The following is a 23,596-nucleotide window of genomic DNA, read 5'->3' as shown; positions in this document are numbered from 1 at the left end:
TCCTCATGAGGGGCGGGTGCGGCGGCTGACATCGGTGCTCGACCGGCCTCGGACCTGGCTCCTGTCATCAGCCGACCGGCGAGTGCGCATAGCCCGTGGGGTCGGGCAGGTATCTGGGGTCCTCCCACAGCAGTACCAGGTCGTACGCCCAGTGCGGGTCGGGATCCTCGGAGGCATAGGCCAACTCGCGCAACTCGTGGATATGGAAAGGCAGTTCCGACGGTGGCAGGTCGGCGAGGTGCCAGGCGAGGCGGTCCAGGAACGCCTCGCCCGCGCAGCCCTCGCGCACCCCGTCCCGGTGCTCGCCGCGGCAGCCGCTGCGCGGCCAGAGCATCACCGGGACCGCCGCGTTCAGGCTCGCCTGGAACAGCCTGCGGGTGCCCCGGGCGCGCGGCGGAGAGGCGAAGCCCACCATGTCGGCGCCGCGCCGCAGCCCGATGGTCAGCCGTACCGGATCCTGTCCGAGGGACCCGCAGCCGATCCGGTGCAGCCGCGCCGCGGACTGCCCGTCGAGCCGCAGCCACTTCTGCAGCAGCTTGTGCTGGAGGCCGCCGCTGCGCCGCCGCTCCAGGTCCATCACCACGAGCGGTGCGAAGGAGCCGAGCGGACTGTCGTCGTCGGCGCTGCGCTGCCAGTGCGCCACATCGGTGTTGAGCCAGCGGCGCGGCAACACGAAGGCGATCAACTCGCGGGCTCCGGGTTCCAGTTCGTGGTAGGCCTCGTCGATGCGCTCCAGTGCGTAGCCGCGCACCCGGTCGGCGGGCAGGGCGCGTGAGCCGACGACGCGGCGGTGCCGGCCGTTGTACGCGGAGACCTCGACCAGGAACTGGTGGTCGCCCGAGCCGCTGGGCTCGATCTCGACGAGGATCGGCGACCAGGGCTGTGTTCCCGCGGCGGCGGCCCGTCCCGGCGCCTTCAGCGGCGGCCGGGCGCGGTCGTCGGGCACACGGGAGGGCCACGCCCGCAGCGCGCTCCGCGTCGGCGCGTCCTCGGTGAAGTCGGCGAGCCGTGCCGCGAACCGGGCGACGGCCTCGGCGTCCGGCACCTCGGAGAGCAGATACCAGGTCGCGTTCCACAGCGACCCGAACCCCCCGGCGGGCAGGGGCGGCCCGAAGGCGCCCACGGCGTCGCTGTACAGCCGCTCAGGGCTGCACTCCGGCCGCCCGTCGAACTCCGGACCGCGGGCCAGCACCAGCTCCCGCAGCCGCTTCTTATCCGCCGGTCCGTACCCCGGCGTCGGTATCAGCTCGCCGAGCCGGGGCCAGTAGCGGGCGATGACCTGCGCGGGCAGCATCCGTCCGTTGCGGATCCCGGGGTCCCGTGCGGCGGAGGACACCATGCCCACCACCCGCCCGGAGTCGGCGAGGGTGACCGCCGCGCCGCTGAAGCCGGGTGCGAGCGGCTGCCCGTGTCCCGCCCACGCCTCCAGCTGGACCCACTCGCCGTCGATCAACTGGTCGGCGGTGGCCCGGTATTCGGCCAGGGTCCCCTCCTCGAAGCGCTTGGGGAAGCCGTACGCCACCAGCCTGCGCGGCGGATCACCGTAGGCGTCCGAGGGCGCCGCGAACTCCGCGGGCTCCAGCGCCACGGAACGGTCGAGTTCGAGGACGGCGACATCACCGGGGGCGGTGTCGTGCCCGTCCCAGCCGCCGTGTGCCACCACCTTCGCGGGCAGGGCGTCCTCCGCCCGCGCGAAAGAGACGCTCACCTCCTCGGTCCCGCTGCGCGCCACCACGTGCGCGCAGGTCAGTACATGTCGCTCGGTGACGAGGAAGCCCGCGCCGGTCTCCCGTCCACAGGTGATCCTGGCGTGCCAGGAGGCGCTGTTCATGACCGTGCGGCGGTCCCCGTTGCACCGGACGCGGGCTCCGGCCCGGGCTCCGGCCCGGACGTGGAGCGCGTCCCGGCTCCTGTCCCGGGGGTGTCGGCTCCAGGCGTGCCCCCGGCCCCGGAGGCGTTCCGCTCCGACTCTCCCGGTGACCAGGAGAGCTTGACCACCAGATGTCCCTCGACCGCGCTCTTGGCGATCAGCGCACCCGCCTCCGCGGTGAGTTTGACCCCGAACTCGATCTCGACGGAGTCGGGCCGCAGGCTCCCGTCGCGGAACACCCGCAGCGCCGACTGGGCGGCGGCCCGCACGCCCTCCAGCGCACCCTCGAACGTGCGCGTGGCCCGAACCGTACCGTCGTCGCGGGCGACGAGCCGGGAACCGGACTCGTCCTCCACGCCCTCCACGACGACCAACGCCCCGTCGTCGGTCGTGAACTCCACCAAACCGTCCATGGCCCGCCCCCGTTGTCCGTGACTCCCGGCCACCGACATTGTTACGGACGGTACTTGGGGTTGTCCCGGTTTCTGCGGCTCGTACCCGCCTGTCCTGGCGGGAAGCCGCCAGGGCGCCTTCCCGCCAGGTTCCGTCAACGCCCCCGCAACACAAGCCCCCCGACACTCTTCGCAAGCCCCGGGGCGCCACCCCTGCCCGGCGCGGGTACGGCCGACGAAGAGAGGGCACGAATGACCAGAGGACCAGTGAGACGTCCGGCGGCGCTGCTGTCGGCCGGGCTCGTGCTCGCCCTGTTGCCCATGGGCCGGGCGGGCGCGCTCGCCGCCGGGAGCGCCGGGGAGACCGGCGACACCGGCACCCCGGCGTCGACGCGAGCCGCCTCCGCGGCCCGGACCGTCACCCTCGTGACCGGCGACAAGGTGACCGTGACCGATGTCGGCGGCGGCAAGAAGACCGTCTCCGTCGTACGTCCCCGGGGGGCCACCGGAGCCGTGCGCACCCAGGTGGCAGGGGGCGCCGTCACCGTCGTACCGGACGAGGCGCTGCCGTATCTGCGGGCGGGCACCCTCGACCGGCGGCTGTTCGACGTGAGCGAGCTGATACGCCAGGGGCTCACCGACCAGAAGACCGGCGAGCTGCCGCTGATCGTGACGTACGACCCGAAGGCGCGCGCCACGGTCCCGGGCGGGGCCGAGCGGACGCGTTCGCTGACGAGCATCCGCGGCGCCGCCGTCGACGCGGACAAGGGCCGGACCTTCTGGCGGGCGATGACCCGTCAGGAGGGGGTCGCCAAGGTCTGGCTCGACGGTCGCGTCGAGGCGGACATGGCCGAGAGCAACGCGCAGATCGGCACGCCGAAGGCCTGGGAGGCCGGGCTCACCGGCAAGGGCGTGACCGTCGCCGTCCTCGACACCGGCGTCGACACCGGCCACCCCGATCTGGCCGGCCGGGTCGCGCAGACCAAGAGCTTCATCGACGGGCAGGAGGTCGCCGACCGCAACGGGCACGGCACGCACGTCACCTCCACCGTGGGCGGCAGCGGTGCCGCTTCCGACGGCGCGGAGAAGGGGGTCGCGCCCGAGGCCACGCTCGCCGTCGGCAAGGTGCTCAGCGACCAGGGTTCGGGCAGTGAGTCGCAGATCATCGCCGGCATGGAGTGGGCCGCGCGCGACGTGCACGCCAAGGTGATCTCCATGAGCCTCGGCTCGACCGAGGCCAGCGACGGCACCGACCCCATGGCCGCGGCCGTCGACACCCTCTCGAAGGAGACCGGCGCCCTCTTCGTCATCGCCGCCGGCAATACCGGCGCCCCCTCCTCCATCGGCTCGCCCGGCGCCGCCGACTCCGCCCTGACCATCGGCGCGGTGGACTCCGCCGACGAGGCCGCGTACTTCACCAGCGCCGGACCGCGCTACGGCGACAACGCGCTCAAGCCCGACCTCTCCGCCCCCGGCGTCGACATCCTCGCCGCCCGCTCCGGGCTCGTGGACGGCAGCGGCTACTACACCTCCATGAGCGGTACGTCGATGGCGACACCGCACGTCGCGGGCGTGGCCGCGCTGCTCGCCGAGGAACACCCCGACTGGACCGGCGCCCGGCTCAAGGACGCGCTGATGTCGACGTCCAAACAACTCGATGCCTCCGCCTATGAGTTGGGCTCCGGCCGGGTGAGTGTTCCGGACGCGATCGCGGCGAAGGTCACCGCCACCGGCAGTGCCGACCTCGGCTTCCACGACTGGCCGTACGACGACAACGAGCCCGTCACCAGGACAGTGACCTACACCAACTCCTCCGACGCGGCGGTGGAGTTGACGCTCGCCGCGGAGGGGGCCGGCGAGGGTGTCGCCACCCTCGCCGACACCACGCTGACGGTGCCCGCGCACGGCACCGCGTCCACCACGGTCACCGGCGACGGCTCGAAGGCGCCGGTGGGCAACACCTCCGGGCGGATCGTGGCGTCGGTGGGCGGAACGCCGGTCGCGCACACCGCGTTCGGGCTGGTCAAGGAGGCGGAGCGGTACACGCTCACGGTGCACGTCAAGGACCGGGACGGCGACCCGACCGCCGCCGACCTCGCCGTGCAGCAGCTCGCACGGGACGTCGACCCGTACTCCGCGTCCGTCGGCGACTCCGGCACCCTGAGACTGCGGCTCCGGCCCGGCACGTACAGCCTCACGTCCTTCCTCGACGTGCGCGGCAGCCACGGCGCCGACTCGCTCGGCCTCGGCTTCCTCGCCGCACCCCAGATCACGCTCGACCAGGACCGCGAAGTCACCCTGGACGGACGGATGTTGCGAGAGATCAGCGCGAAGGTCGCCCGGCGCACCGAGACCCGCCAACTGCTCATGGAGTACGACCGGAACGCGGGCGGCTCCGACCTGTTCGGCGCGGTCCAGGTGCCCGTCAAGTACGACAGCATCTTCGCCACGCCGACCCGGAAGGTCACCGAGGGCACCTTCGACTACCGGACCGTGTGGCGGCTCGGTAAGCCGCTCCTCGACGTCCAGGGCGTCCATGAGGCGCTCGCCCAGCCGGGCGGCACCCTGATCGAGGGCCGCAGCAGGCTGCCGCTGGTCGACGTCGGGGACGGGCCGTTCACCGGAGTGAGCGGCAAGGCCGTCCTCGCCCGGCTCACCGACGGCGCCGAACCGGCCGCACTCGCCCAGGCGGCCCAGGACGCGGGCGCCAAGGCGCTGTTCGTCACTGACGACACGGCAGGACGCCTCAACGCCTGGTTCGGGACGGACGACAACGAGAACCGGCCGCTGCAGATCGCCACCGTCGACGCGGCCGACGCGGCACGACTGCGCGCGACCCGGACCGTCGACATGACCGGGACGCGCAACACGCCCTACGTGTACGACCTTTCGCAGGGCCACAAGAACGCCGTCCCGGACCGGAACCTGACCTACCGGCCCACCGACCGTGAACTGGCCGTGCTCGACACCAGGTTCCACGCCGTGAAGCCCGTCCAGGGCAGCGAGTTCCGATACTCGATGACCGACCCCTTCCCCATCGGCCTCGGGTTCCAGGAGAGGATCGACTACCCGGCCGAGCGGACCGACTACGTCTCCACCGGCACCGGACAGACCTGGACGGAATCCGTGTACGTCGGTGAGGGCACGCTGGAGGAGCGCAGCGGACTGGTTCCCTACCGGGGCGGCACCCATGAAACCCTGAACTGGTTCAAGCCCGTCTGGCACCCCTGGCTCGGCACCGGACTCGGCTGGGGCCAGCAACGCGCGGGCAACCAGATCCAGTTCAACACCCCCGGCTGGGGCGACTCCGGCCCCGACCACACCGGCTTCGGCGATGTGTGGAGCGACGACACCGGGATGACCCAGTTCACCGAGGTCTACCAGGACGGTGTCCTCGTGGACCGGGGGGAGAGCTCCGCCGGATACGTGTGGGACGCGCCCGCCGACGAGCACACCTACAAGGTCGTCACGGACACCACCCTCGACCCCGAACGCTGGAAGCTCTCCACCAAGGGCCACACCGAGTGGACCGTCCGCTCGGCGGCCACCCCCGAGGACCACTACACCTTCCTCCCGCTCCTCAACCTCGGCTTCGACCTCGACACCGACCTCGCCGGCGATGTGCGCGGCGGCCGGGTGCAGGTGAGCCTCTACGCCGAGTACGTGAAGGGCGCGCCGGACACCGGCACCATCGCCGGCGGAAGGCTGGAGGTGTCCTACGACGACGGGAAGAGCTGGAAGACGGTCCCGCTCACGGGCGCGAAAGCGCACTGGAAGGGCACGCTGAGCGTGCCGCACGGCGCCGCCTTCGTGTCCCTGCGCGCCTCCGCCCGTGACGACCAGGGCGGCACGGTCGGCCAGGAGATCATCCGGGCGGTGGGCGTGCGGTGACCGGCCACCGGGCGGCGGCTCCCTCCACACGGAGGCCCGCCGCCCGGGGAGGCCGCCGTGCGGTCCGCCGCCCGGAACAGGCGGCCACCGCAGGGGCTGTCCCTGAAGTGGGCGGCCGTCGGTTCCTCTTGGGAGGGAGGAGCCGACGGCCGCCGTCCGTTCACGCTCCGCCGCGCTCCGAGATGCCCCGGATCACTCCCAGGTCCAGCAGGTCCTGCGGCCGGATCCGGAGCTGGGCGGCGGTCGCCCGGACCTCGTCGGCGGGCCGCTTGAGGATCGCGGCCGCCGACTCCGGCGCGATGACGGAGAAGTAACTGTCCGGTGTGGCCCAGGTGCTGCCGGGCGCGGCCAGCGCCAGCGCGCCGCCCGAGCCGCCCTCGCCGATCACCAGCGTGGTGACCGGCGTACGGGCGGTGGCCACCGCCGCGAACAGGTCGGCGATCGCCGCACCGGCCCCCTGCCGCTCGGCGTCGGCGTCGTTCGCGGCGCCCGGGGTGTCCACCAGCGTCAGGACCGGGATGCCGAGCCGGCCCGCCAGCCGGAGCAGCCGGGCGGCGGTGCGGTAACCGGCCGGGCGGGTCGGGGTGCCGCGCTGGGCGGCGTACGCGATGGTTCGCCCGTCGTGCGCGCGACCGAAGCCGCACAGCACGCCGTCGTCGGTGCCGCCCGAGCGGTCCCCGCCGATCGCCACCCGGCGGCTGAAACAGGCGTCCAAGTAGGCGTCCGCGCGAGGCCGTTCGGGAGCGCGGGCACGCTGCACCGCGTCCCAGCCGGTCGCGGGCAGGTCGGTCGCGCCCAGCGCGGGCGGAACGGGCGCGGGCAGGACCGGCGCGGCCCCGGCGGAGGGCTGGGTGAGCAGATCCAGCCACAGGGCGAGCGTCTCCCGCATCCCGTCCTGCGGCACGAGGGCATCGACCGACCCCGCCGCCACCTGCGCCTCGGCCGTGTACGCGGCCGGGTCCGCGTCGGGCGGGCGGACCCGGGAGCCCGCGAAGGCGACCTGGGCGCCGGGCAGCGCCAGGGTCACATCGGCGCCCGCGCCGAGCGTGGCCCAGCCGCCGCCGGTCGTCGGGTCCCGCAGGACGGCGATCTGGGCCAGCCCCGCCTCCCGGGTCAACGCCGACTGTCGTGCCACCCGCTGGAGTTGGGTCAGTGCGAGCATGCCCTCCTGCATCCGGCTGCCGCCCGTGGCGACGAGCGAGACGACGGGCAGCCGGTGTGTGCGGGCGTAGTCGTAGGCCGCCTCCAGATGGTCACCGGTGCGTTCACCGAGGGAACCGCCGAGGAAGCCGAACTCGAAGGCGATGAGGACGGCGGTGACCGGTCCGAGCGGAGCCCTGCCGTCGATCGTCGTGCCGAAACTCGCCGTCCCGAAGGTCGCGGTCCCGCAGACGACGGACTCCTGCTCGCCGGTGCGGGCGGCGGCTCGCGCCCGTGCGTCGTCGTAGCCCTTCCAGGAGAGCGGACCGTCAGGACCGGAATCCCCTTTTGTGGGAGGGAGTTCGGCGAAGCTGTCGGTGACCAGTGCGATGGCCTCGCGGGCCGAGATCCGTTCAGTCACGGGGCAGCGCCCGCTTCAGGATCTTGCCCATGTCGTTGCGGGGCAGCGTGTCCAGGAAACGCACGGTGCGTGGCCGCTTGTGCGGGGCGAGGCGGCGGGCCACGTGGTCGGCCAACTCGTCGGCGGGCGGCGGCGCCTGTGGATCGAGCGGGACGATCCAGGCCACGACGCGCTCTCCGAGGTCGGGGTCGGGCTCCGCGGCGACGGCCGCCTCGCGCACGCCGGGGTGTTCGAGGAGCGCGTTCTCGATCTCACCCGCGCCGATCTTGTAACCGCCGCTCTTGATCAGGTCGGTGGCCTTGCGGCCGACGATACGGACCGAGCCGTCGGGGTCGAGGACCGCCATGTCCCCCGTGCGGAACCAGCCGTCCGCGGTGTACGCGGCCGCGGTGGCGTCGGGCCGGTTCAGGTACTCGGTGAAGAGGTTCGGTCCCCGCACCTGGATCTCGCCGACGCTCTCGCCGTCGTGCGCCCCGGTCGGGGTGCCGTCGGCCTCGTACCCGGCGATCGTGGTCCCGTCCTCCTCGACGAGCCGCAGGCCGACGCCGGGCAGCGGCACGCCGACGGTGCCGGGCCGGCCCTCCGCGTCCGCCCGCACGCTCGTGTTCATCAGGGTCTCCGTCATGCCGTACCGCTCGACGACCCTGCGTCCGGTCGCGGCCGTGATCCGCTCGTGGTCGTGCAGGGGCAGCGCGGCGGAACCCGACACGAGCAGCCGCGCCCGGCCCAGCGCCTCGGCGAGCCCGGGGTCCTCGGTGAGTGCCTCGGCGAGCCGGTGGTACATCGTCGGCACCCCGAACAGCATCGTCGCCCCGTCGTTCAGCTCCCGCGCCACGCCCTCCGCGCTGAACCGGCCCAGGTGCCGTACGGACCCGCCGCGCCGCAGCGGGCCCAGGATGCCGAGGATCAGCCCGTGCACATGGAAGAGGGGCAGGCCGTGCACCAGCACGTCGTCGCCGGTCCACTGCCAGGCGTCGGCCAGCGCGTCCAGGGTCGAGGCGATCGCCCGGCGCGGGATGACCGCGCCCTTGGGCGGACCGGTCGTGCCGGAGGTGTAGACGACGAGGGCGGGGGCGGCGGGGTCGGTGACCCCGCCGGGGGAGCCGACCGGCCCCGAGGGCGTGGCGTCCGTTCCGGTGCCGGTTCCGGAGGACGTGGTGTCCGTTCCGGTGCCGGTTCCGGAGGGCGCGGTGTCAGCTCCGGTGCCGGACATCTCGACGTCGATACGGTCCAACGCGTCGAGCGGTGCGGGAAGGTGGTCCCCGCCGGCCGCGAGCACCAGGGACGGTGTGCTGTCGCCGAGGATGTGGCCGAGTTCCGCCTCCCCCGACTTCGGGTTCAGCGGCACGGCGGGCACCCCGGCGAGCAGGGCGGCGACGACGCCGACGGCCGTCTCCAGGGTCGGCGTCGCCCATACGGCGACTCTTCCGGCTCCGTCGAGGCGTGCGGCCAGCGCTCCCGCCGAGGCGGCCAGCTCCGCGTACGTCAGGGACCGATCACCGAAGCGCAGCGCGGACCGGTCCGCGACCGAACCGCTCACCAGGGCCGGGAAGAGGGAGAACACGGGGACTCCTTGCCGAGAGGACTTCATCGGGAGGGACAGGCTCTTCCTACACGATGAGACTCCTGGAGCGGGTGGTCGGCCGTTCGTCCGCGCCGAGCACGTGGAGGGGGAGCGCAGGCGTCGTAAGGATCGTTCCGAAAGCGGGAGCGATCGCTCGGGAACCGTGGCGTGGACGGACCCGGCCACGTAGTGTCGGCGACGCGCGACAACTTGATGAGTCAACTGCCGGGAGCCCTTTGGTGAGTGAGTCCCCGCCGTCCCTTTCCGAGACCCTCGAACGCCTCGACGCGCGGATCGCCGAGCAGGGCCTCGACCGGGGCGACGTCCTCGACCCCCGCGCCCTGCCGTACCGGACGGCCCTGCCCGAGCAGCGGGTCCGGGTACTGCCGGCGGGCGGGGCGTCGTGCGACGGCCGGGTCGACGAAGGCGTCCGGGGGCGTGGGCGGGCGCCGTACGAGGTGTACCTCGCGAAGAGCGGGAGGCGCCCCTCCCTCCAGCACGTCGTGCTGGGCGGCGAGGAGGGCGATCGATGACGACGAAGCCGGCCGCCGCCGTCGGAAGGCTCCTGGCGGCACTGCGTCCGCGCGGCGCCGGTTCCGAGATGCGGGCCTTCGCGGTGGAGCTCGGCAAGGTGCTCCGGCGAAGGATCGACACACCCGTCGACATACGGGAGTTGGCGCAGGCCCTCTGCGAGGAGATGAGCCGACGGCGGGCCGGCCGTCCCGTCCAGCTCCGTTTCGAGCGCTTCCCCGACGAGATCGAAGTCACCGGCCTGTGGATGGAGTTCCAGGACTTCGACCTCGTCATCGTCGAGGAGCGTGCCGAAACGGTGCAGCAACTCGTCATCCTGGGCCATGAGTTGTGGCACATGAGGGAAGGGCATCGCGACCACCACGTGGACGGCGCGACGGCCGTCGCACGTGCCGCCCTCTCGGACCGTTCCGACTGGCGCGATCCCGGAGCCCCGGTGCCGTTCCGGCGGGAGGTCGCCCTGACCGTCGCCGCCCGCAACGGATCACGCCAGGCGGACGAGGCCCAGGCCGAGGCCTTCGGCCTGCACCTGGCGAGCGTCTTCCGTTCCTGGATCACCGGCCCCGCCACCAACGGCCCCGTGGACCCGGTCAGCCGCGCCATCCAGACCTCCCTCGGCTACCGCGGCCCACGGGACTGACCACCGATGCTGGGCCCTGCCCTTTGGTGAAGGTCAATATTGGCTTGGCCCGGAGTCGTGGGTGGTTGTTAGCCTGCGGCGGGATTGTCCCGGGTGGCGTGCCGGTGGGGTGCGTCCGTGGTCGTACGCGGGTGTCGTACGAGGTTGGAGGCCGTCGTGGCCCGTATCGCGCTCGTCACGTACGACCCGGGCGAGGAGCCCGGCGCGGACCGGGATCTGCCCGTGCTGAAGGGGGCTCTGAAGGATGCCGGGGCGGTGGCGGAGATCGTGCACTGGGACGATCCCGGGGCGGACTGGGCGGGGTACGACCTGGCGCTGATCCGGTCGACCTGGGACTACAGCCGGCGGGTGGCGGAGTTCGTGGGGTGGGCCGAGCGGTGCGCGGGGCTCACGCGGCTCCTGAATCCGGCGCCGGTCGTGCGGTGGAACACGGACAAGCGGTACCTCGGGGACCTGGCGGACGCGGGGGTGCCGGTCATCCCGACCCGGTATCTCGCGCCGGGCGATCCCGTCGAGCTGCCCGGCGATCACGAGTTCGTCGTGAAGCCCACCGCGGGGGCGGGGGCGCGCTACGCCGCCCGGTACACGCCGGAGGAGCGGGAGACGGCCCGGCGGCAGCTCGCGCGGATGCACGCCGAGGGGCTGACCGCGATGGTCCAGCCGTACGTGAGGAGCATCGACGCCGGGGGTGAGCGGGCGCTCCAGTTCTTCGGAGGACGGCTTCTGCACGCCAGCCGCAAGGGTGCCGTACTGGAGCCCGGGACGCCCTACGACGGGGACAAGACACCCCACCCGCGACTGGAGGTCTGGGAACCCACCGTGGCGGAACAGGCCGTTGCCGAACGGGCGTTGGCCGTCGTGCCGGGAGGCGCGGACAGCGTGCTCTACGCCCGTGTCGACCTCGTCGACGGCGACGACGGCGAGCCCTGCGTGATGGAGCTGGAGCTCGTGGAGCCGAACCTCTTCCTGTGGCTGCACCCGGAGTCGCTGCCCGTCGTCGTGGACGAGATCCTCAAGGCCGCCGTCGGCCTCTGAGTGTCTCGTCGGCGGACTCCTCCGCGGGCTTTCGGTCGACTTTTCGGTGGACGCCTAGCCGGACTCGTACCCGGACTCCTACCCGGACTTCTCGGGGGGTGTCGGGACGGGTCCCTTGACGGCCACCCGTTGCAGCAGCCCCCAGGTGAACTCCGCCGCGCACGCGTGAGGCACGCCCGACGCGTCCGGCGCCGTGAACGCCAGCCCCCAGCGGGTCGGGGCCGTGCCCTCCAGGGGCCGGGCGGGGGCGAAGGCGCGGGCCGCCTCGTCGACCGTGCAGCACCAGGGCGCCAGGTCTTCCAGGGTCTCCAGCGTCGGGACGGGGGCGCCCGGGGCCCGTACCAGCCATTCGTTCCAGGCGACGCCGTTCGGGACGAGAAGGACCTCGAAACGCAGATCGGGCCAGAGGGGTACGGGCCATTGCAGGGCCTCGCAGGTCAGATCGCCGATCCGGCGCTCCCGCGCGGACTCGGGGGCACCGAGGACCGAGCGGTAGCGGGAGGCGGCCGACCGTGAACGCGGAGCGTGCAGCATCGCCTGCCAGCGCCGGTTGGCCTCGCGCATGTCGGCGATGGACACGCCCAGTTCGTGACGGGCGTCCTCGACCAGGTCAGGGTTGTGGTCGGCCATGCGGCGCAGCAGGACCATCTGGAAGTCGATCGGGGTGAAGGGGGTGGCGGGGCGTTTGGCCGGCATGGGGTCCATGGTCGCGCACCCGGCTCTCGTGCACCGGGTTCTCGCGCACCCGGCTCTCGCCCGGACGGCGGCCGTCCGGCAGGAACAGCACCGAGTTGACGTACCGGGGGCCGCGCGGCGGCAGCACCCGGCGCAACAGTCCCTGCGAGACGACGTACGACCTCTGCGCCTGGTGCGCCTCCAGGGGGAAGGAGGCGAGCGGCACCCAGCCGGAGTGGGGCAGTACCCAGCCCGTGTACCCCTGGTCGGCGAGTTGCGCGACGACCGGGGCGACCGGCTGGATCCGGGACTCCAGCTCGATGAAGAGGGCGGGGCGGTCGCGGGCCAGCAGGTCCCGGGCACCGCGCAGCACCGCCGGCTCGTTGCCGTCCACGTCGATCTTGATGAAGTCGACGTCACGCAGGCCCAGACTGTCCAGGGTGAGGCAAGGCACCTCCAGTGCGCGGGCGTGGATGTCCCGGCGGACGAGCGAGGACACACCCCGGTCGCCCGAGTCGTCCACGGGCAGCCACAGCCGGGCCGTGCCCCGGTGGTCGGAGGCGGCGGCCCTGATCACGCGCACGTTGCCCGGAGCGGCCGAGGACAGCAGACGGGCCAGATGCGGTACCGGTTCCACGGTCACCACCCGGCGGGCCCGCGGGGCGAGGCGGCATGTCCAGGGGCCGTACCAGCCGCCCACGTCCACCGCCGTGCCGCAGTCCGGCGGACAGAGGTCGGCGAGCCGGGCCAGCTCGGGCTCGAAGCGCGGATAGACGAACCGGGCGGCGGCCGCGACCACGCGGGTGGGGAGGAAGGGGGCGAGGCGGGCGGCGAAGGTCCTGGAGGCACGGCCTTCGGCGGATCCGGTCATGGGGCCATCCGCTTGAGGAGTTCCTGGTGTTCGTCCTCCGTCACCTGCTCCCCGGAGGACGGCAACAACTGCGGGATGCCGTCCACGACGGGGTATCGGCGGCGCAGGCGGGGGTTGTAGAGCGCTTCCCCGGAGGACAGTGCCTCGTCCGGGACCAGCAGATGCAGCGGACCCTTGTCGAGCGGGCAGGCCAGGATCTTCAGCAGGGGGTCGTCGGGATTCATGGTGGGGTCAACTCCTTGGCGCCGATGGGGGGTTGAGGCGCCTCGTCATGCTTGGGCATGGCGAGCAGCACGGCCACCGCGAGAACGGTGCCGGACAGCCGCAGCGCGAGCCGGACCGGTTCGTGCGGCAGCGCCTCGCCGAACGTGAGCGTGCCGAGCACCGCCGTGAACAGACAGGTCACGGTCGTACAGACCGGCACGATCAGCGAGGCCCGGCAGCGCTGCAACGCGGCCTGCGACATGACCAGACCGAACGCGCCGGTGAAGAGCAGGAGATAGGGGTACGGGGAGCGCAGCAGGCCGACGAGCGCGGCGCCCGGGTCACGGGTCGTCAGATGGCTCGACACCCCCTTGATGGCGAGTGAGCTCACCCCGTACAGCAGGCCCACCGCCACGCCGTACTCGACGCCGGTGGTGGGCATGCGGTGCCGGTGCCGGGAGCGGCGCTCGGCGGCCCCGTACAGCCATACGCCCAGCGAGAGCGAGGGCAGGCAGACCGTGAGGACCAGCGGCGCCGGAGCGCTGCGGCTGACCGTGTCGGAGCCCTCGCGCAGGGACAGCACGACCATCAGCAGGGCGAGGAGGATCGCGCCGAGCGCGTACCGTTCGCGGCCCGTCGTCTCCTCGCCGAGCAGCCGGGAGGACAGGAGCACAAGGAGGACGAGCCCGGACACGAAGATCCCCTGGGCGGCGGCGATCGGCAGGGTGCGGTACACGGCCAGTTGCGCGCCGAACCCGGAGGCCAGCGCGAGGGAGCCGCCGATCCACAGCGGGCTGCCGAGGACCAGGCGCAGCAGCCGGGCGGGACGGCGGATGTCCACCTCGGGCAGGGCCGCCAACGCGCGCTTCTCCAGGACGAATCCGGTGCTGTACAGGACATTCGCCAGCAGGGCCGCGGCCACTCCCCACCACATGGGCTACGTCCTTCGGGCGTGCAGGAGCAGGATCGAGGACAGGGACGGCACGGCGCAGGCCAGCCGGTCCAGCGGACGCAGTGGACGCGGTACGCCGTGGAAGGGCGCGCCCGCCAGCCGGACGACCTCGAAGCCCGAGGCGGCCACGAACTCCCTGAGGGCGCGGGCGGTGTAGAGCCGCAGATGGCCGACGACCTCCCGCCCCGGACGGCCGTGGACGGCGCGCAGGCTCACCTCGGAGAAGACGGGCTGGACGCCGGCGAGCAGCAGGCCACGGTTGTACCAGGCGGCGAGATTCGGGGTGGACAGCATCAAGTGGCCGCCGGGGCGCAGGACTCGGCGGATCTCGTCGAGGGCGCCGTCCGGGTCCACGAGGTGCTCGACGACCTCGCTGAAGAGCACCGCGTCCGCCGTGGCCGTCGCGAACGGCAGTCCCCCGTCGGCGAGTTCGCCGCGAATCGCGTACGGGAGCCGGGTGCGGGCACGGCTGAGGGCGTCCTGCGACCAGTCGACGCCGACCACGCGGTGCCCGGTCAGGAAGGGGGCGGCGGTCGCGGCGGCGGTGCCGTCGCCACAGCCGATGTCGAGGACGGTCCGGGCGCCCGCCGTGGCGGGGCCGAGCGCCGCGGCCAGCATCCGCGCCTGACGCAGGCTGCGCGGGGTGCCGGAGGCGACGGGGACGGCCGGGTCCTCGTAGAAGTCCCGAAGTCCCCGACGGACACCCGGTGTCGGGGTGGCCGACGTGATCGGGGTGGACGGGCTGGACGGGGTGGGCGGCGTGGACTGAGTGGGCTGGGATTGCCGAGTGGTTCTCGTCGATTTCGCGCCGGTCGTCATCCGCCGGTCGCCTCCCTCTCCTCGGTCGCGTGCAGGTAGTGCTCGAAGAGGTCGCGGAGGTGGGCTCCGTCGCCGTGCCCGAGCAGGCTGCGCGACCAGCGCAGGGCGACGTGCAGACGGCCCGCGGTGGACGCGGTCGTGACGGTCAGTCCGCGCGGCGTGCGGGCCGGGGCCGAGAACCAGACCGCGTGGGCGCGGCCCGCCTCCTCGCCGAAGTCGAGCGAGTACGGGATCCGGCCGATGTTGCTCAGCAGGACGGTCGACGTCCAGGATCCGGCCGCCCTGCGCAGGCCCCGGGTGACCGCGGCGCGCCAGGCCACCGGCACCACCGGTGCGGTCAACAGGGCGGCGCCGTGACCCAGTTGGGGTCGCTCGGCGGCCTTCAGGGCGCGGGTGCGGATGGCCGTACGGCGCAGCAGCTCGGCCATCCGGGACGCGTCCACCTCCTCGGGGGCGAACGTCACCTCGACCAGCCGCGTTCCGTTGCCGATCGGCATGTCCGCGCCGCGCGGCCGGTCGTCGACCGGCATCGTGATGCGCAGCGGCCGGGGGCGCGCGCCGTGCTCCCTGTTCCAGTGGGCGACCGTCAGCGCGGTGGCGGCCATGAGCTGGTCGTTCACCGTGTAGGGGGAGCCCTTGGGACGGCGGGGCACGCCGAGCTCGGTGACGATCAGGCCGTTGCCGGGGGAGGCCTCGGGACGGCCGGGGGCGACTCGGGCGGGCGGTATCCAGGTGGAAGGGGCGTTGCCGTGCCCCGGTTCCGGGGCGTCCGGGGTGCGCACGGGCGGGGCGGAGGGGGTGTTGTCCCGGCCCCCGTACAGCTCCGCCGCGGTGGCGAGGACACGGAGGCAGGCGGGGCCGTCCAGGGCGGTGTGGTTGATGGTGAGGAACAGGACGGTGCCAGTGCCCTCGCGGGCAGGCGCGCGGTCCCCTTCGGGGGCGACCGCACGGGCGGGCGCGCGCGTGCTCTCGGGGGTGACCGTGCGGGCCGGGCCGCCTGCCCTTTCGGCCGCCGCGCCTTCGGGAGTGGCCGTGCGGGCGGGCCCGAGTATGCCGTCCGGGGTGTGCTCGTGGCTGCCGTCAAGGGTGCCGCGGCTGTCGTCCCGGGTGCGTTCGGGGCCGGGTTCGCCGGCCGCGTCCGTCGCCTCGCTCCCCAGCGCTGGGCCCGCCCCCTCCACGACCTCCAGGCGGATCGGTGGGGACGCCGACAGGGGCGGGGCCTCCTGGAGGGCCCTGGTCCGCGCGGTCCGCAGGGCGTCCCGGCTCGGGGGCGGGAAGGACACCACCCGCACGTCCGGCTCCGGAGTCAGTTCCCACTCGTAGCGGCGGCGGTACCAGGGCCCGGGGGCCTCGCGCATCAGGATGCGCGGATGGCGGCGGAGGGCCTGCGTGAACGCGGCCGTCAGGCGGGCCGGGTCCAGCCGGCCCGGCAGGTGGACCTCGATGTGGACGGTCTCCGGTTCCTCCTCCTGGAGGCAGTGCCGGGCGACCTCGTCCACCACCGGGAACGGAACGCGTACCGGGGGTCCCGCGGGAGGGCCGGTGCCGTCCCGTGCCGGATGCTCCACCGTGGTCATGCCGTCGTGTCCTTCCCCGCGTCGTCCCGGGGCTCCTCGGGCGGCGTCGCCCGGAACCTCGGCTTGCGGAAAGCGATCCGCGCGGTCGGCGGATCGGGTTCGGTCCGGGCCGACCCCGGCCCGCGAGCGGAGATGGTGGGCCCGGAGGCGACCCCGGCACCGGGCACGGCATCCCGGGGCCCGTCCCCGGCCGCACCGGCACCCCGCTCCGTGGCACCCGCCCCGCCTCGCGCCGCACTACCCCCCGGCTCCTCGGCGCGGGCTTCACCCTCCGTCGGAAGGGCCCCGGGTTCCGTCGGCCGACCGCCACGTCCCGGCGCACCGGCCCCCTGCCCTTCCGGAGGGGCCTCGTGGTCCGCCGCCCCGGCCCCGGGATCGGCCGAGCGCGCCTTTTTCTCCGCCGTCCGGCCCCCGGGCTCGGCCGCCCCCGCTTCCCGCTCCGTCGGCCGGACACCAGGTTCCGGCGCACCGGCCCCCCGCCCGGCCGGAGGGACCTCGTGGCCCGCCGCACCGGCCTCCGGATCCGCCGAGCGTGCCGAGCGTGCCTCCCCCTTCGCCGGTCCGGCGCCCCGCCGTGCCCGGAAACCGGCCGGCAGGGTTCCCGGTCCGCGGGTCTCGCCGCGTACCCGGTGCGGCAGCGGTGCCGTGGGTGTCTGTGACGCGTCGGGCGGCGGCGACCAGCCCGGCGAGGCGGTCACCCCCGGACCGCCGGGTTCCCGCACACTCACCAGACCCGCGAACAGGCCGATCAGCGCGAGGAGTTGAGCGGCCGGGCCGAAGGCCCCCGTGTCCGCCGAGACCGGCGATGCGGCGCCCGTCGCGGCGGCGATCCCGGCCCCGGCGAGCGCCAGGAACGCGATCGGCACGAGCAGCGTGTGACGGCGCCGGGCGAGCAGGGCCAGGGCCGGGACGAGCAGGGCGAGGAAGCCGGCGACGAGGATGCCGACCAGGGTGAGGGCGACCAGACCCAGCCAGATCCCGGGTAGCGGCGGCACCGGCTGCGGCTCGTCGGGGTTGGGCGACCGGCGGCGCCACACGACGAGGCCCACGAGGACGGCGACGGCGACCCCGCCGCCGATCAGCCCGGCCTCGTACGTCGTCGAGGGCTCGTACGACAGCTTGACCGTGCCGCCCGCGCCGGACGGGATCCGCCAGCCCTGCTGCCAGCCGTCGAGCCGGACCGGCGTGAGTTCTCTGTCGCCCAGGGTGGCCTTCCAGCCGTCGTTGAAGTTCTCGTACGTCGTCAGGTACGAGGCCGCGCCCGCGCCGACCGTCACCTCGCGGCGGTCGCCCAGCCAGTCCCGTATCTTCAGGGCCCGGCCCGAGTCGGTGGCCTCGGCCGGTGTGCCGCGGGTCAGCGTCACGTCCGTGACGGCCAGCGGTCCGCCGTCGCCCGCCTCGACCCGGTGGGATCCCTCGGGAAGCTGCAAGTCGGGTGCTGAGCGCCCTTCCTGGCAGAGTGTCAGCTCGACGGCCCGGCGCTCCACCAGGTCCCGCACCGTGCCCTTCGCGCTCGTTTCGTACAGCTTCCCGTCGACCGCGACGACCGGACCCTTCCCGCAGGGGAGCGAGAAGGGGCGGGTGCCGGCCGGCTGCGGGGTGCGGTACTGGTCGAGGGCGGGGATGTACGCCTCCGTGAGGCCGACCGGCAGTTGCAGGTCGGCTCCGGCGACGGGGTTGTGGACGGTCAGCGGCGCTGTCTCGGTGACGGTGATGTCGAGGTGGTCGGTGGTGATGGGGTCGAAGCGGGCCCAGCCGAACTCGTCGACCCCGACGATCGCCGCGCCGTCCGGGGAACTGATGTCGATCTTCGTCGGGCGGGTCGACAGACCCCCCGCCGGGGCCAGCACGATGGACGAGACGGGCTGCTTGCCGGGCCAGCTCAGATGGATCGTCGGGTTGCCGCCCGCGATCCACGCCGTCGTCAGGTCGCCGTCGGTGAGGTTGCGCGCGGACAGGCCCGCGCCCAGCTTCGCCGTCGAGTCCGCGGTCGCCGTGATCCGGTTCTGCTGCTCGGGCGCGACCTCGTACAGCAGCTTGTCGAGTTCCTCGCCGGGCACGGGGACGGCGTTCGCCCTCACCGTGTACGTCCCCGACGTCGTGGTGGAGAAGATACGGTGCAGGCCCGCCTCGGTCCCGGTCGGGGAGAGGCCGGTCGGGTCGGTGGAGCGGTGCAGGGAGACGATCTCGGAGGAGGCGTCCGAACCCGAGGCGTCCGTGGGGAGCTTCAGCAGACGGGTCACGCGCACGTCGGGCAGGTCGATCTCGGAGAAGCCCGCGCCGGTCAGACCGGCGTGCCGCGCGGTGGAGCCGATGATCGTGATCTTCAGCCAACTCGTCGACCCGGGGCGGGCCTTGACGGACTGCTTCATGCCGTTCGGCCGGAGGTAGCTGGTGGCCGAACCCTTCTCCGTCTCGATCCGGACCCGGGTCGCGGCCGAGCGCACACCGTCCTGCGGCAGCGGGATCACGTCGAAGGAGGTGGGCATGTCCACGGAGCCGTCGAAGCGGATCCGCAGCCACTGGCCGTTCGCCGAGCCCGCCGCGCCCTCGGCCCACGCCGTGTCGGGGTTGCCGTCGAAGGCGTTCACCGGGTCGTACTGCGGGAGATGGAACAGCCAGTTGCCGGTGGACGACGCCGTGACGGAGCGGGCGCCGCGCAGCTCCGCGACGGTCTGGTGCGTGACCCCCTCGGCCGGAAGGATCTGGCGCGGCCTCCCGCCGGGGTCCTGCACACTGCCGCTGTCGTTGCGCTGGTCGCGCGTGTACGTGTACGACGTATTGGCGTCGACCAGGCCGAAGCGGGTGTCGGCGCGGCGCAGCCCGTCGCCCACCACCTGCACCGGCGGTGTTCCGAGACCGGGATGGTTGTCGCCGGTCAGCACGGCGGCGCGGCCCCGAATCGAGGGGTCGGAGGCCAGCGGCAGCAGCGATTCGGGCCCGCCGGAGACCACGGCGGTGTCGGCGATCGGCTTCAGTCCGGCCTGCCCCGGCCGTGCCACTCCCTGATCGGACGGCTCGTAGATCTCGACGGCGCGCCGGCGCGGATAGAGCCCCTCGACCTGCATCGGGGTGTCGTTCGCGATCCGCCCGCCGGTCATGACAGGCCCGAATCCGTCGACCCGCCGGTAGCCGGACTGTTCCAGGGTGCGCCGCACGGTCGTGGTCGGCACATAGCCGATCTGGTCGGGGTCGAGGTCGTTGCGGACGACGACGTAGTACAGGCCGGCGCGGCTCAGATAGTCCGCCAGGCCCGGCACGTCGCCGCCGGTGAGCAGGGCCTGTTCGACCGCGTCCATCGCGCGCCGGTTGCCCGGGGTGCCGAAGGGGACGTAGTCCCGCTCGGCCCAGCGGGAGTCGGCGAGCACGTCGAGGGGCTCGTCGATCGGGGAGCCCCAGGTGTAGATGCCGTGCGCGGTGGCGGGGACGACGAGGGCACGGGAGTCGGGCGAGTACTTCTGGAGCCAGTCGGCGGTGGTCTGCCAGTACCGGGGGAGTTCCTGGAACGAACCCGGTTGCAGGATCGACCCGTTGAGATAGGGCCAGGCGAGTCCGGGCAGGACGAGGACCGCCGCGATCAGCGGGGCGAAGCGCCGGCCGCGCACCGGACGGGCGCCGCGCGTCTGCGCCGCGACACCCACCAGATGCGCCAGACCGAGGGTGAGGGCGAGCGCGAGGCCCGTCTGGAACTTGTAGATGTTGCGGAAGGGGACGAGCGGGCCGTTCAGCCAGTCCTGGACCACGCCGTGGAAGGGCGCTCCGAACGAACCGCCGTACCCGGCAAGGGTGATGAGTGCCACCGACAGGACGGTCAGCACGAGCCAGCGCCGCTCGGGCATGTCACGTCTCGCCAGGCCCGCGAGGCCCAGTCCCGCCGCGAGCGCCGAGCAGACGATCACGATCACCGAGGACGCGACGGACCAGCCGGCCGGCAGCCAGGCCTCTCCGAAGTGCAGATACGCCACCCAGTTGCCGGCGCCGCGCAGCGACTCGGTGGCCGACATGGTCGCGGTCGTGGTCTGCGAAGTCTCTATGTAAGGAAGGAAGTTCTCGCCGTATGCGCCGAGCAGCAGCAGTGCGATCCACCACCAGGCCGTCGCGAGGATCACGCCGGGCACCCACCACGCGATCAGCTTGCGCTGCCGGGGCCCGCGCGGGCGGGACAGCAGATAGAGCCCGACCGGGAGGAGCGACGCCAGGGTCGCGGCCGCGTTCACCCCTCCCATGAACGGGACGACCAGCGCCGAGCGCAGGGCCGCGATCCGGGCGCTGTGGCGCTCGTCGGTGAGCTGCAGCAGGACCCAGGGCAGGAGAGCGCCCGGGAGCGCGGCCGCCGAGGTCGACCCGACCACGATCGTGAAGACCGGCCACAGCGCGTACGCGACGGCGGCGAGCAGACGGGACGCGCCGCTGCCGGTCCGCAGCCGCTCGGCCAGCCTGAGCGCGCCCCAGAACGCGACGGACACGATGACCGACAGCCACAGTCGTTCCGCCAGCCACACCGGGAGGTGGACCAGCCGGCACAGGCCGTAGTACGGCAGCATCGGCCAGGCGTAGCCGACGTACTGGTCCTGGAGGCCGCCGAAGCCGCCCCGGTCGTGCCACAACTGGCCCAGATCGGAGAGGAACTGCCAGGGGTCGAGCGCGACACCGAGCTTCGTGTCGAACGTCGTGCGCCCGGGGTGCACGGCCAGGAACAGCACGAACACCACGGCCCAGAAACCCAGCAGCCAGCGCCGGGAGCGCGGCCCCTCCGGGGGGCCGGACGTGCCGGTGGCGGGGCGGACGGCTGCCGGGGGAGGGGCCTGGACCGTGCTCGTCATGGTGGACACCGCCGGAGGATGAGGAGAAGGTTCCAGGTGGCGAACTCGCGCAGCCCCGGCGCCTTGGCGACGGCTTCCGCGAGGAAGGGCCAGTAGCGGGAACGGGCCGAGACGACCGTGATGTCGTCGCGGGCGCGGACCTGCCGCAGAGTGGTGCCGATGTGCACGGCGAAGAGGTTCTCGCCGAGGGTGTGCTTCGCGGGCTTTCCGGTACGGCGCCGGTAGCGGGCGCGAGCCCGTTCGGCGCCGAAGTAGTGCCAGGGCGCCCACTCGTGACCGCCCCACGGGGACAGCCAGTTGGTGAAGGACACGTAGATGAGTCCGTCCGGGCGGGTGACCCGGACCATTTCGCTGAGGAACGTCTGCGGATCGGCCACGTGCTCAAGGACGTTGGAGGAGAAGCAGACGTCCGCGACCCCGTCCGCGAGCGGCAGCAGATAGCCGTCCGCGACGACGGCCGACTCGGGCGGCTTCGGGCCCAGTTCCCGCATGTCCGGCTCGAAGAGATAGGCGTGGGCGCCGCGCCGCCGGAACTCCTGGGTGAAGTAGCCGCCGCCGCCCCCGATGTCCACGACGGTCCGGCCTTCGACGGCGCCGTACGCCGCCTCGACCTGGTCGGCGGCGTCCCGGGCGAGCAGCGCGTAACAGGACTCCGGGTCGTCCTGCTCGTGCAGGAAGGCCCGGAAGAGAGCGAGAGACCGGCGTATGGAGGGATCCTTGAGGCCGGTGCCGGTGCCGGTGCCGGTGCCAGGACCGGTGTCGGCACCAGGACCGGTACCAGTCCCGGCACCTGTGCCCGTGCCGGCGTCAGTACCGGAACGTTTCCGCTTGCCGTTCGCCGACCGTCCGTCACCGGCGGACCCGTTGGCTCCAGCGCGCCCGGCGCCCGTCATGGCGCCCAGCCCCTCACCGCCTCCGCGGCCACCGCTTCGAACCGGCGGACCGTGTGGTGCCAGCGGTAGCGGGCCGCGCGGTCGCGGGCGGCCCGGCCCAGCAGGGCGCGGCGGTGGGCGGACAGAGCAAGGGTGCACCAGGCCGCCGCGAAGGAGGACTCGCCACGGGCCAGCACCCCCGTCTCGCCGTCCACGACGGAGTCCCGCAGTCCGGGTACGTCGAAGGCGATCGCCGGGGTCTCGCGCGCGGCCGCCTCGGTGACCACCAGCCCCCAGCCCTCGACCGCCGACGGGTGCAGCAGCAGCCAGGCGGCGCAGAGCAGCCGGTGCTTCTCGGCCTCGGAGACATGGCCGGTGAACTCGACTCCAGGGCCCGCGAGTTGTTCGAGACGCGCCCGCTCGGGGCCGTCCCCGATGACGACCAGACGGCCACCGGTGACCGGGCGGACCCGTTCCCACAGCCGCAGCAGCAGATCGATCCGCTTGTACTCCACGAGCCGCCCCACCGCCACGAACAGCGGCTCGGGCGAGCGCGCGGCGCGCGGCCCCGGCTCCTCGACCCCGTTGTGCACGACCCGGATGCGGTCCCGCTCGACCCCGATCGTGTGCAGGGCGTGCGCCGTCGACGGAGAGACGGCGACCAGCAGATTGCCGCGCTGCGCACCGGCCAGCGCCCAGTGTTCGAGTCTTCGGCCGAGCCGGGCGGCGGGCGCCAGCGGTCCGCCGAACCGCATGGTCCACAGATCCGTGTGCACATGGTTGACCAGGCACAGCGTGGGGCCGTGGTGCCACAGGGGTGTCAGATACGGCAGCCCGTTGCACACCTCGACGAGCAGGTCGCAGTCACCGACCTGACGGTGGAAGGCGGGGCGGGCGCGCAGGAAGTGGCCCAGGTCGCCGCCCGCCGAGACGACCCGGTAGTCGCGGTAGGACGCGGGGCCACCGCACAGCAGGGTGACCTGGTGGCCGAGCCGGGTCAGTCCTTCGGCCAGCCGGTCGACGAGGAGTTCGGAGCCGCCCGCCGCGGGATTGCCGAGATCACGGCGGGCGAGGAAGACGATGCGGCGCGGGTGTGGGGGAAGCGCCGGAGGGTACTGCGCGGAGCGCGGGGACGCGGTGCGCAGCGGGGACGGCACGTGCTGGGGCATGGGTGCTCCAACTCGTCTCGGGGTGCGGAACTCAGTGTGGGGGGTGGGACGCGGTGCGGATCATCGGTGATCGTGCGGGCTTGAGTGCTTTCTGTGAGTGACGCCGGGGGGTCCGCCCGGTCGTGGGGGACGCGGGCGCTTGTTGTAACG

At 73.4% G+C, this 23,596-nt stretch carries 17 protein-coding genes; 4 read left to right on the top strand and 13 right to left on the bottom strand.

What is annotated here, in order from left to right; translation table 11 throughout:
- Positions 1-67: 67 nt before the first annotated feature.
- Together ABZX90_RS02875 and ABZX90_RS02870 are read right to left on the bottom strand one after the other, a co-directional pair.
- Complete coding sequence (locus tag ABZX90_RS02875; protein ID WP_355201058.1) at positions 68-1,831, bottom strand: trypsin-like peptidase domain-containing protein; 1,764 nt, start codon at positions 1,829-1,831, stop codon at positions 68-70.
- Positions 1,828-2,283: a CU044_2847 family protein gene (locus tag ABZX90_RS02870; RefSeq protein ID WP_351119418.1), complete on the bottom strand. Its 456-nt coding sequence runs from the start codon at positions 2,281-2,283 to the stop codon at positions 1,828-1,830. Before ABZX90_RS02870 ends, ABZX90_RS02875 begins: the two co-directional genes overlap by 4 nt.
- Before the next feature lie 231 nt (positions 2,284-2,514).
- On the opposite strand from ABZX90_RS02870, the gene ABZX90_RS02865 reads away from it, so the two are divergent.
- Positions 2,515-6,153, top strand: coding sequence for a S8 family serine peptidase (locus ABZX90_RS02865; RefSeq protein ID WP_355201056.1), 3,639 nt, complete (start codon positions 2,515-2,517; stop codon positions 6,151-6,153).
- 160 nt (positions 6,154-6,313) lie between these two features.
- Here ABZX90_RS02865 and ABZX90_RS02860 read toward each other — a convergent pair whose 3' ends face one another.
- Positions 6,314-7,714, bottom strand: coding sequence for a carboxyl transferase domain-containing protein (locus ABZX90_RS02860; RefSeq protein WP_355201054.1), 1,401 nt, complete (start codon positions 7,712-7,714; stop codon positions 6,314-6,316).
- Positions 7,707-9,278 carry an acyl-CoA synthetase gene (locus tag ABZX90_RS02855; RefSeq protein ID WP_355201052.1) on the bottom strand — a complete coding sequence of 524 codons (1,572 nt, stop codon included), beginning with the start codon at positions 9,276-9,278 and terminating at the stop codon, positions 7,707-7,709. Before ABZX90_RS02855 ends, ABZX90_RS02860 begins: the two co-directional genes overlap by 8 nt.
- 239 nt (positions 9,279-9,517) lie before the next feature.
- On the opposite strand from ABZX90_RS02855, the gene ABZX90_RS02850 reads away from it, so the two are divergent.
- The 3 genes from ABZX90_RS02850 to ABZX90_RS02840 all read left to right on the top strand — a co-directional run bounded on the left by ABZX90_RS02850 (position 9,518) and on the right by ABZX90_RS02840 (position 11,484).
- The gene (locus ABZX90_RS02850; protein WP_355201050.1) at positions 9,518-9,811 is read left to right on the top strand and encodes a hypothetical protein; all 294 of its coding nucleotides are present in this window, start codon (positions 9,518-9,520) and stop codon (positions 9,809-9,811) included.
- Positions 9,808-10,449, top strand: a complete 642-nt coding sequence (locus ABZX90_RS02845; protein WP_355201049.1) for a toxin-antitoxin system, toxin component family protein — start codon at positions 9,808-9,810, stop codon at positions 10,447-10,449. The genes ABZX90_RS02850 and ABZX90_RS02845 overlap by 4 nt, the downstream gene beginning before the upstream one ends.
- Before the next feature lie 156 nt (positions 10,450-10,605).
- On the top strand, positions 10,606-11,484 hold the full coding sequence (locus ABZX90_RS02840) for a hypothetical protein (protein WP_355201047.1): 879 nt from the start codon (positions 10,606-10,608) through the stop codon (positions 11,482-11,484).
- Between the two features lie 78 nt (positions 11,485-11,562).
- Here ABZX90_RS02840 and ABZX90_RS02835 read toward each other — a convergent pair whose 3' ends face one another.
- From ABZX90_RS02835 to ABZX90_RS02795, 9 genes are read right to left on the bottom strand one after another with little or no spacing between them, the layout of a single operon-like run.
- The gene (locus ABZX90_RS02835) at positions 11,563-12,189 is read right to left on the bottom strand and encodes a hypothetical protein (RefSeq protein ID WP_355201045.1); all 627 of its coding nucleotides are present in this window, start codon (positions 12,187-12,189) and stop codon (positions 11,563-11,565) included.
- Complete coding sequence (locus ABZX90_RS02830) at positions 12,095-13,030, bottom strand: FkbM family methyltransferase (RefSeq protein ID WP_355201043.1); 936 nt, start codon at positions 13,028-13,030, stop codon at positions 12,095-12,097. Before ABZX90_RS02830 ends, ABZX90_RS02835 begins: the two co-directional genes overlap by 95 nt.
- Positions 13,027-13,254 (bottom strand): Trm112 family protein, encoded by a 228-nt coding sequence (locus ABZX90_RS02825; protein ID WP_355201042.1) that lies wholly within the window; start codon positions 13,252-13,254, stop codon positions 13,027-13,029. The genes ABZX90_RS02830 and ABZX90_RS02825 overlap by 4 nt, the downstream gene beginning before the upstream one ends.
- Positions 13,251-14,156, bottom strand: a complete 906-nt coding sequence (locus ABZX90_RS02820; RefSeq protein ID WP_351119777.1) for a hypothetical protein — start codon at positions 14,154-14,156, stop codon at positions 13,251-13,253. Before ABZX90_RS02820 ends, ABZX90_RS02825 begins: the two co-directional genes overlap by 4 nt.
- A 15-nt stretch (positions 14,157-14,171) precedes the next feature.
- The gene (locus tag ABZX90_RS02815) at positions 14,172-15,005 is read right to left on the bottom strand and encodes a methyltransferase domain-containing protein (protein WP_355201040.1); all 834 of its coding nucleotides are present in this window, start codon (positions 15,003-15,005) and stop codon (positions 14,172-14,174) included.
- Complete coding sequence (locus ABZX90_RS02810) at positions 15,002-16,582, bottom strand: condensation protein (protein WP_355201038.1); 1,581 nt, start codon at positions 16,580-16,582, stop codon at positions 15,002-15,004. The genes ABZX90_RS02815 and ABZX90_RS02810 overlap by 4 nt, the downstream gene beginning before the upstream one ends.
- Positions 16,579-21,405: an alpha-(1->3)-arabinofuranosyltransferase family protein gene (locus ABZX90_RS02805; RefSeq protein ID WP_355201303.1), complete on the bottom strand. Its 4,827-nt coding sequence runs from the start codon at positions 21,403-21,405 to the stop codon at positions 16,579-16,581. The genes ABZX90_RS02810 and ABZX90_RS02805 overlap by 4 nt, the downstream gene beginning before the upstream one ends.
- The gene (locus ABZX90_RS02800) at positions 21,402-22,298 is read right to left on the bottom strand and encodes a class I SAM-dependent methyltransferase (protein ID WP_355201036.1); all 897 of its coding nucleotides are present in this window, start codon (positions 22,296-22,298) and stop codon (positions 21,402-21,404) included. Before ABZX90_RS02800 ends, ABZX90_RS02805 begins: the two co-directional genes overlap by 4 nt.
- Positions 22,295-23,446: a glycosyltransferase family 4 protein gene (locus ABZX90_RS02795; protein ID WP_351119400.1), complete on the bottom strand. Its 1,152-nt coding sequence runs from the start codon at positions 23,444-23,446 to the stop codon at positions 22,295-22,297. Before ABZX90_RS02795 ends, ABZX90_RS02800 begins: the two co-directional genes overlap by 4 nt.
- Positions 23,447-23,596: the final 150 nt, after the last annotated feature.

The sequence above is a fragment of the Streptomyces sp. NPDC002935 genome (assembly GCF_040611295.1).
Lineage (GTDB): Bacteria > Actinomycetota > Actinomycetes > Streptomycetales > Streptomycetaceae > Streptomyces.
The sequence above is the reverse complement of the archived record's forward strand: the minus strand, read 5'-3'. Positions and strand labels throughout refer to the sequence as shown.

Coding starts and splice junctions, on each gene's coding strand:
- ABZX90_RS02875 (WP_355201058.1), bottom strand. CDS start 1,831: ATGAACAGCGCCTCCTGGCACGCCAGGATCACCTGTGGACGGGAGACC.
- ABZX90_RS02870 (WP_351119418.1), bottom strand. CDS start 2,283: ATGGACGGTTTGGTGGAGTTCACGACCGACGACGGGGCGTTGGTCGTC.
- ABZX90_RS02865 (WP_355201056.1), top strand. CDS start 2,515: ATGACCAGAGGACCAGTGAGACGTCCGGCGGCGCTGCTGTCGGCCGGG.
- ABZX90_RS02845 (WP_355201049.1), top strand. CDS start 9,808: ATGACGACGAAGCCGGCCGCCGCCGTCGGAAGGCTCCTGGCGGCACTG.
- ABZX90_RS02835 (WP_355201045.1), bottom strand. CDS start 12,189: ATGGACCCCATGCCGGCCAAACGCCCCGCCACCCCCTTCACCCCGATC.
- ABZX90_RS02830 (WP_355201043.1), bottom strand. CDS start 13,030: ATGACCGGATCCGCCGAAGGCCGTGCCTCCAGGACCTTCGCCGCCCGC.
- ABZX90_RS02825 (WP_355201042.1), bottom strand. CDS start 13,254: ATGAATCCCGACGACCCCCTGCTGAAGATCCTGGCCTGCCCGCTCGAC.
- ABZX90_RS02815 (WP_355201040.1), bottom strand. CDS start 15,005: ATGACGACCGGCGCGAAATCGACGAGAACCACTCGGCAATCCCAGCCC.
- ABZX90_RS02810 (WP_355201038.1), bottom strand. CDS start 16,582: ATGACCACGGTGGAGCATCCGGCACGGGACGGCACCGGCCCTCCCGCG.
- ABZX90_RS02805 (WP_355201303.1), bottom strand. CDS start 21,405: ATGACGAGCACGGTCCAGGCCCCTCCCCCGGCAGCCGTCCGCCCCGCC.
- ABZX90_RS02800 (WP_355201036.1), bottom strand. CDS start 22,298: ATGACGGGCGCCGGGCGCGCTGGAGCCAACGGGTCCGCCGGTGACGGA.
- ABZX90_RS02795 (WP_351119400.1), bottom strand. CDS start 23,446: ATGCCCCAGCACGTGCCGTCCCCGCTGCGCACCGCGTCCCCGCGCTCC.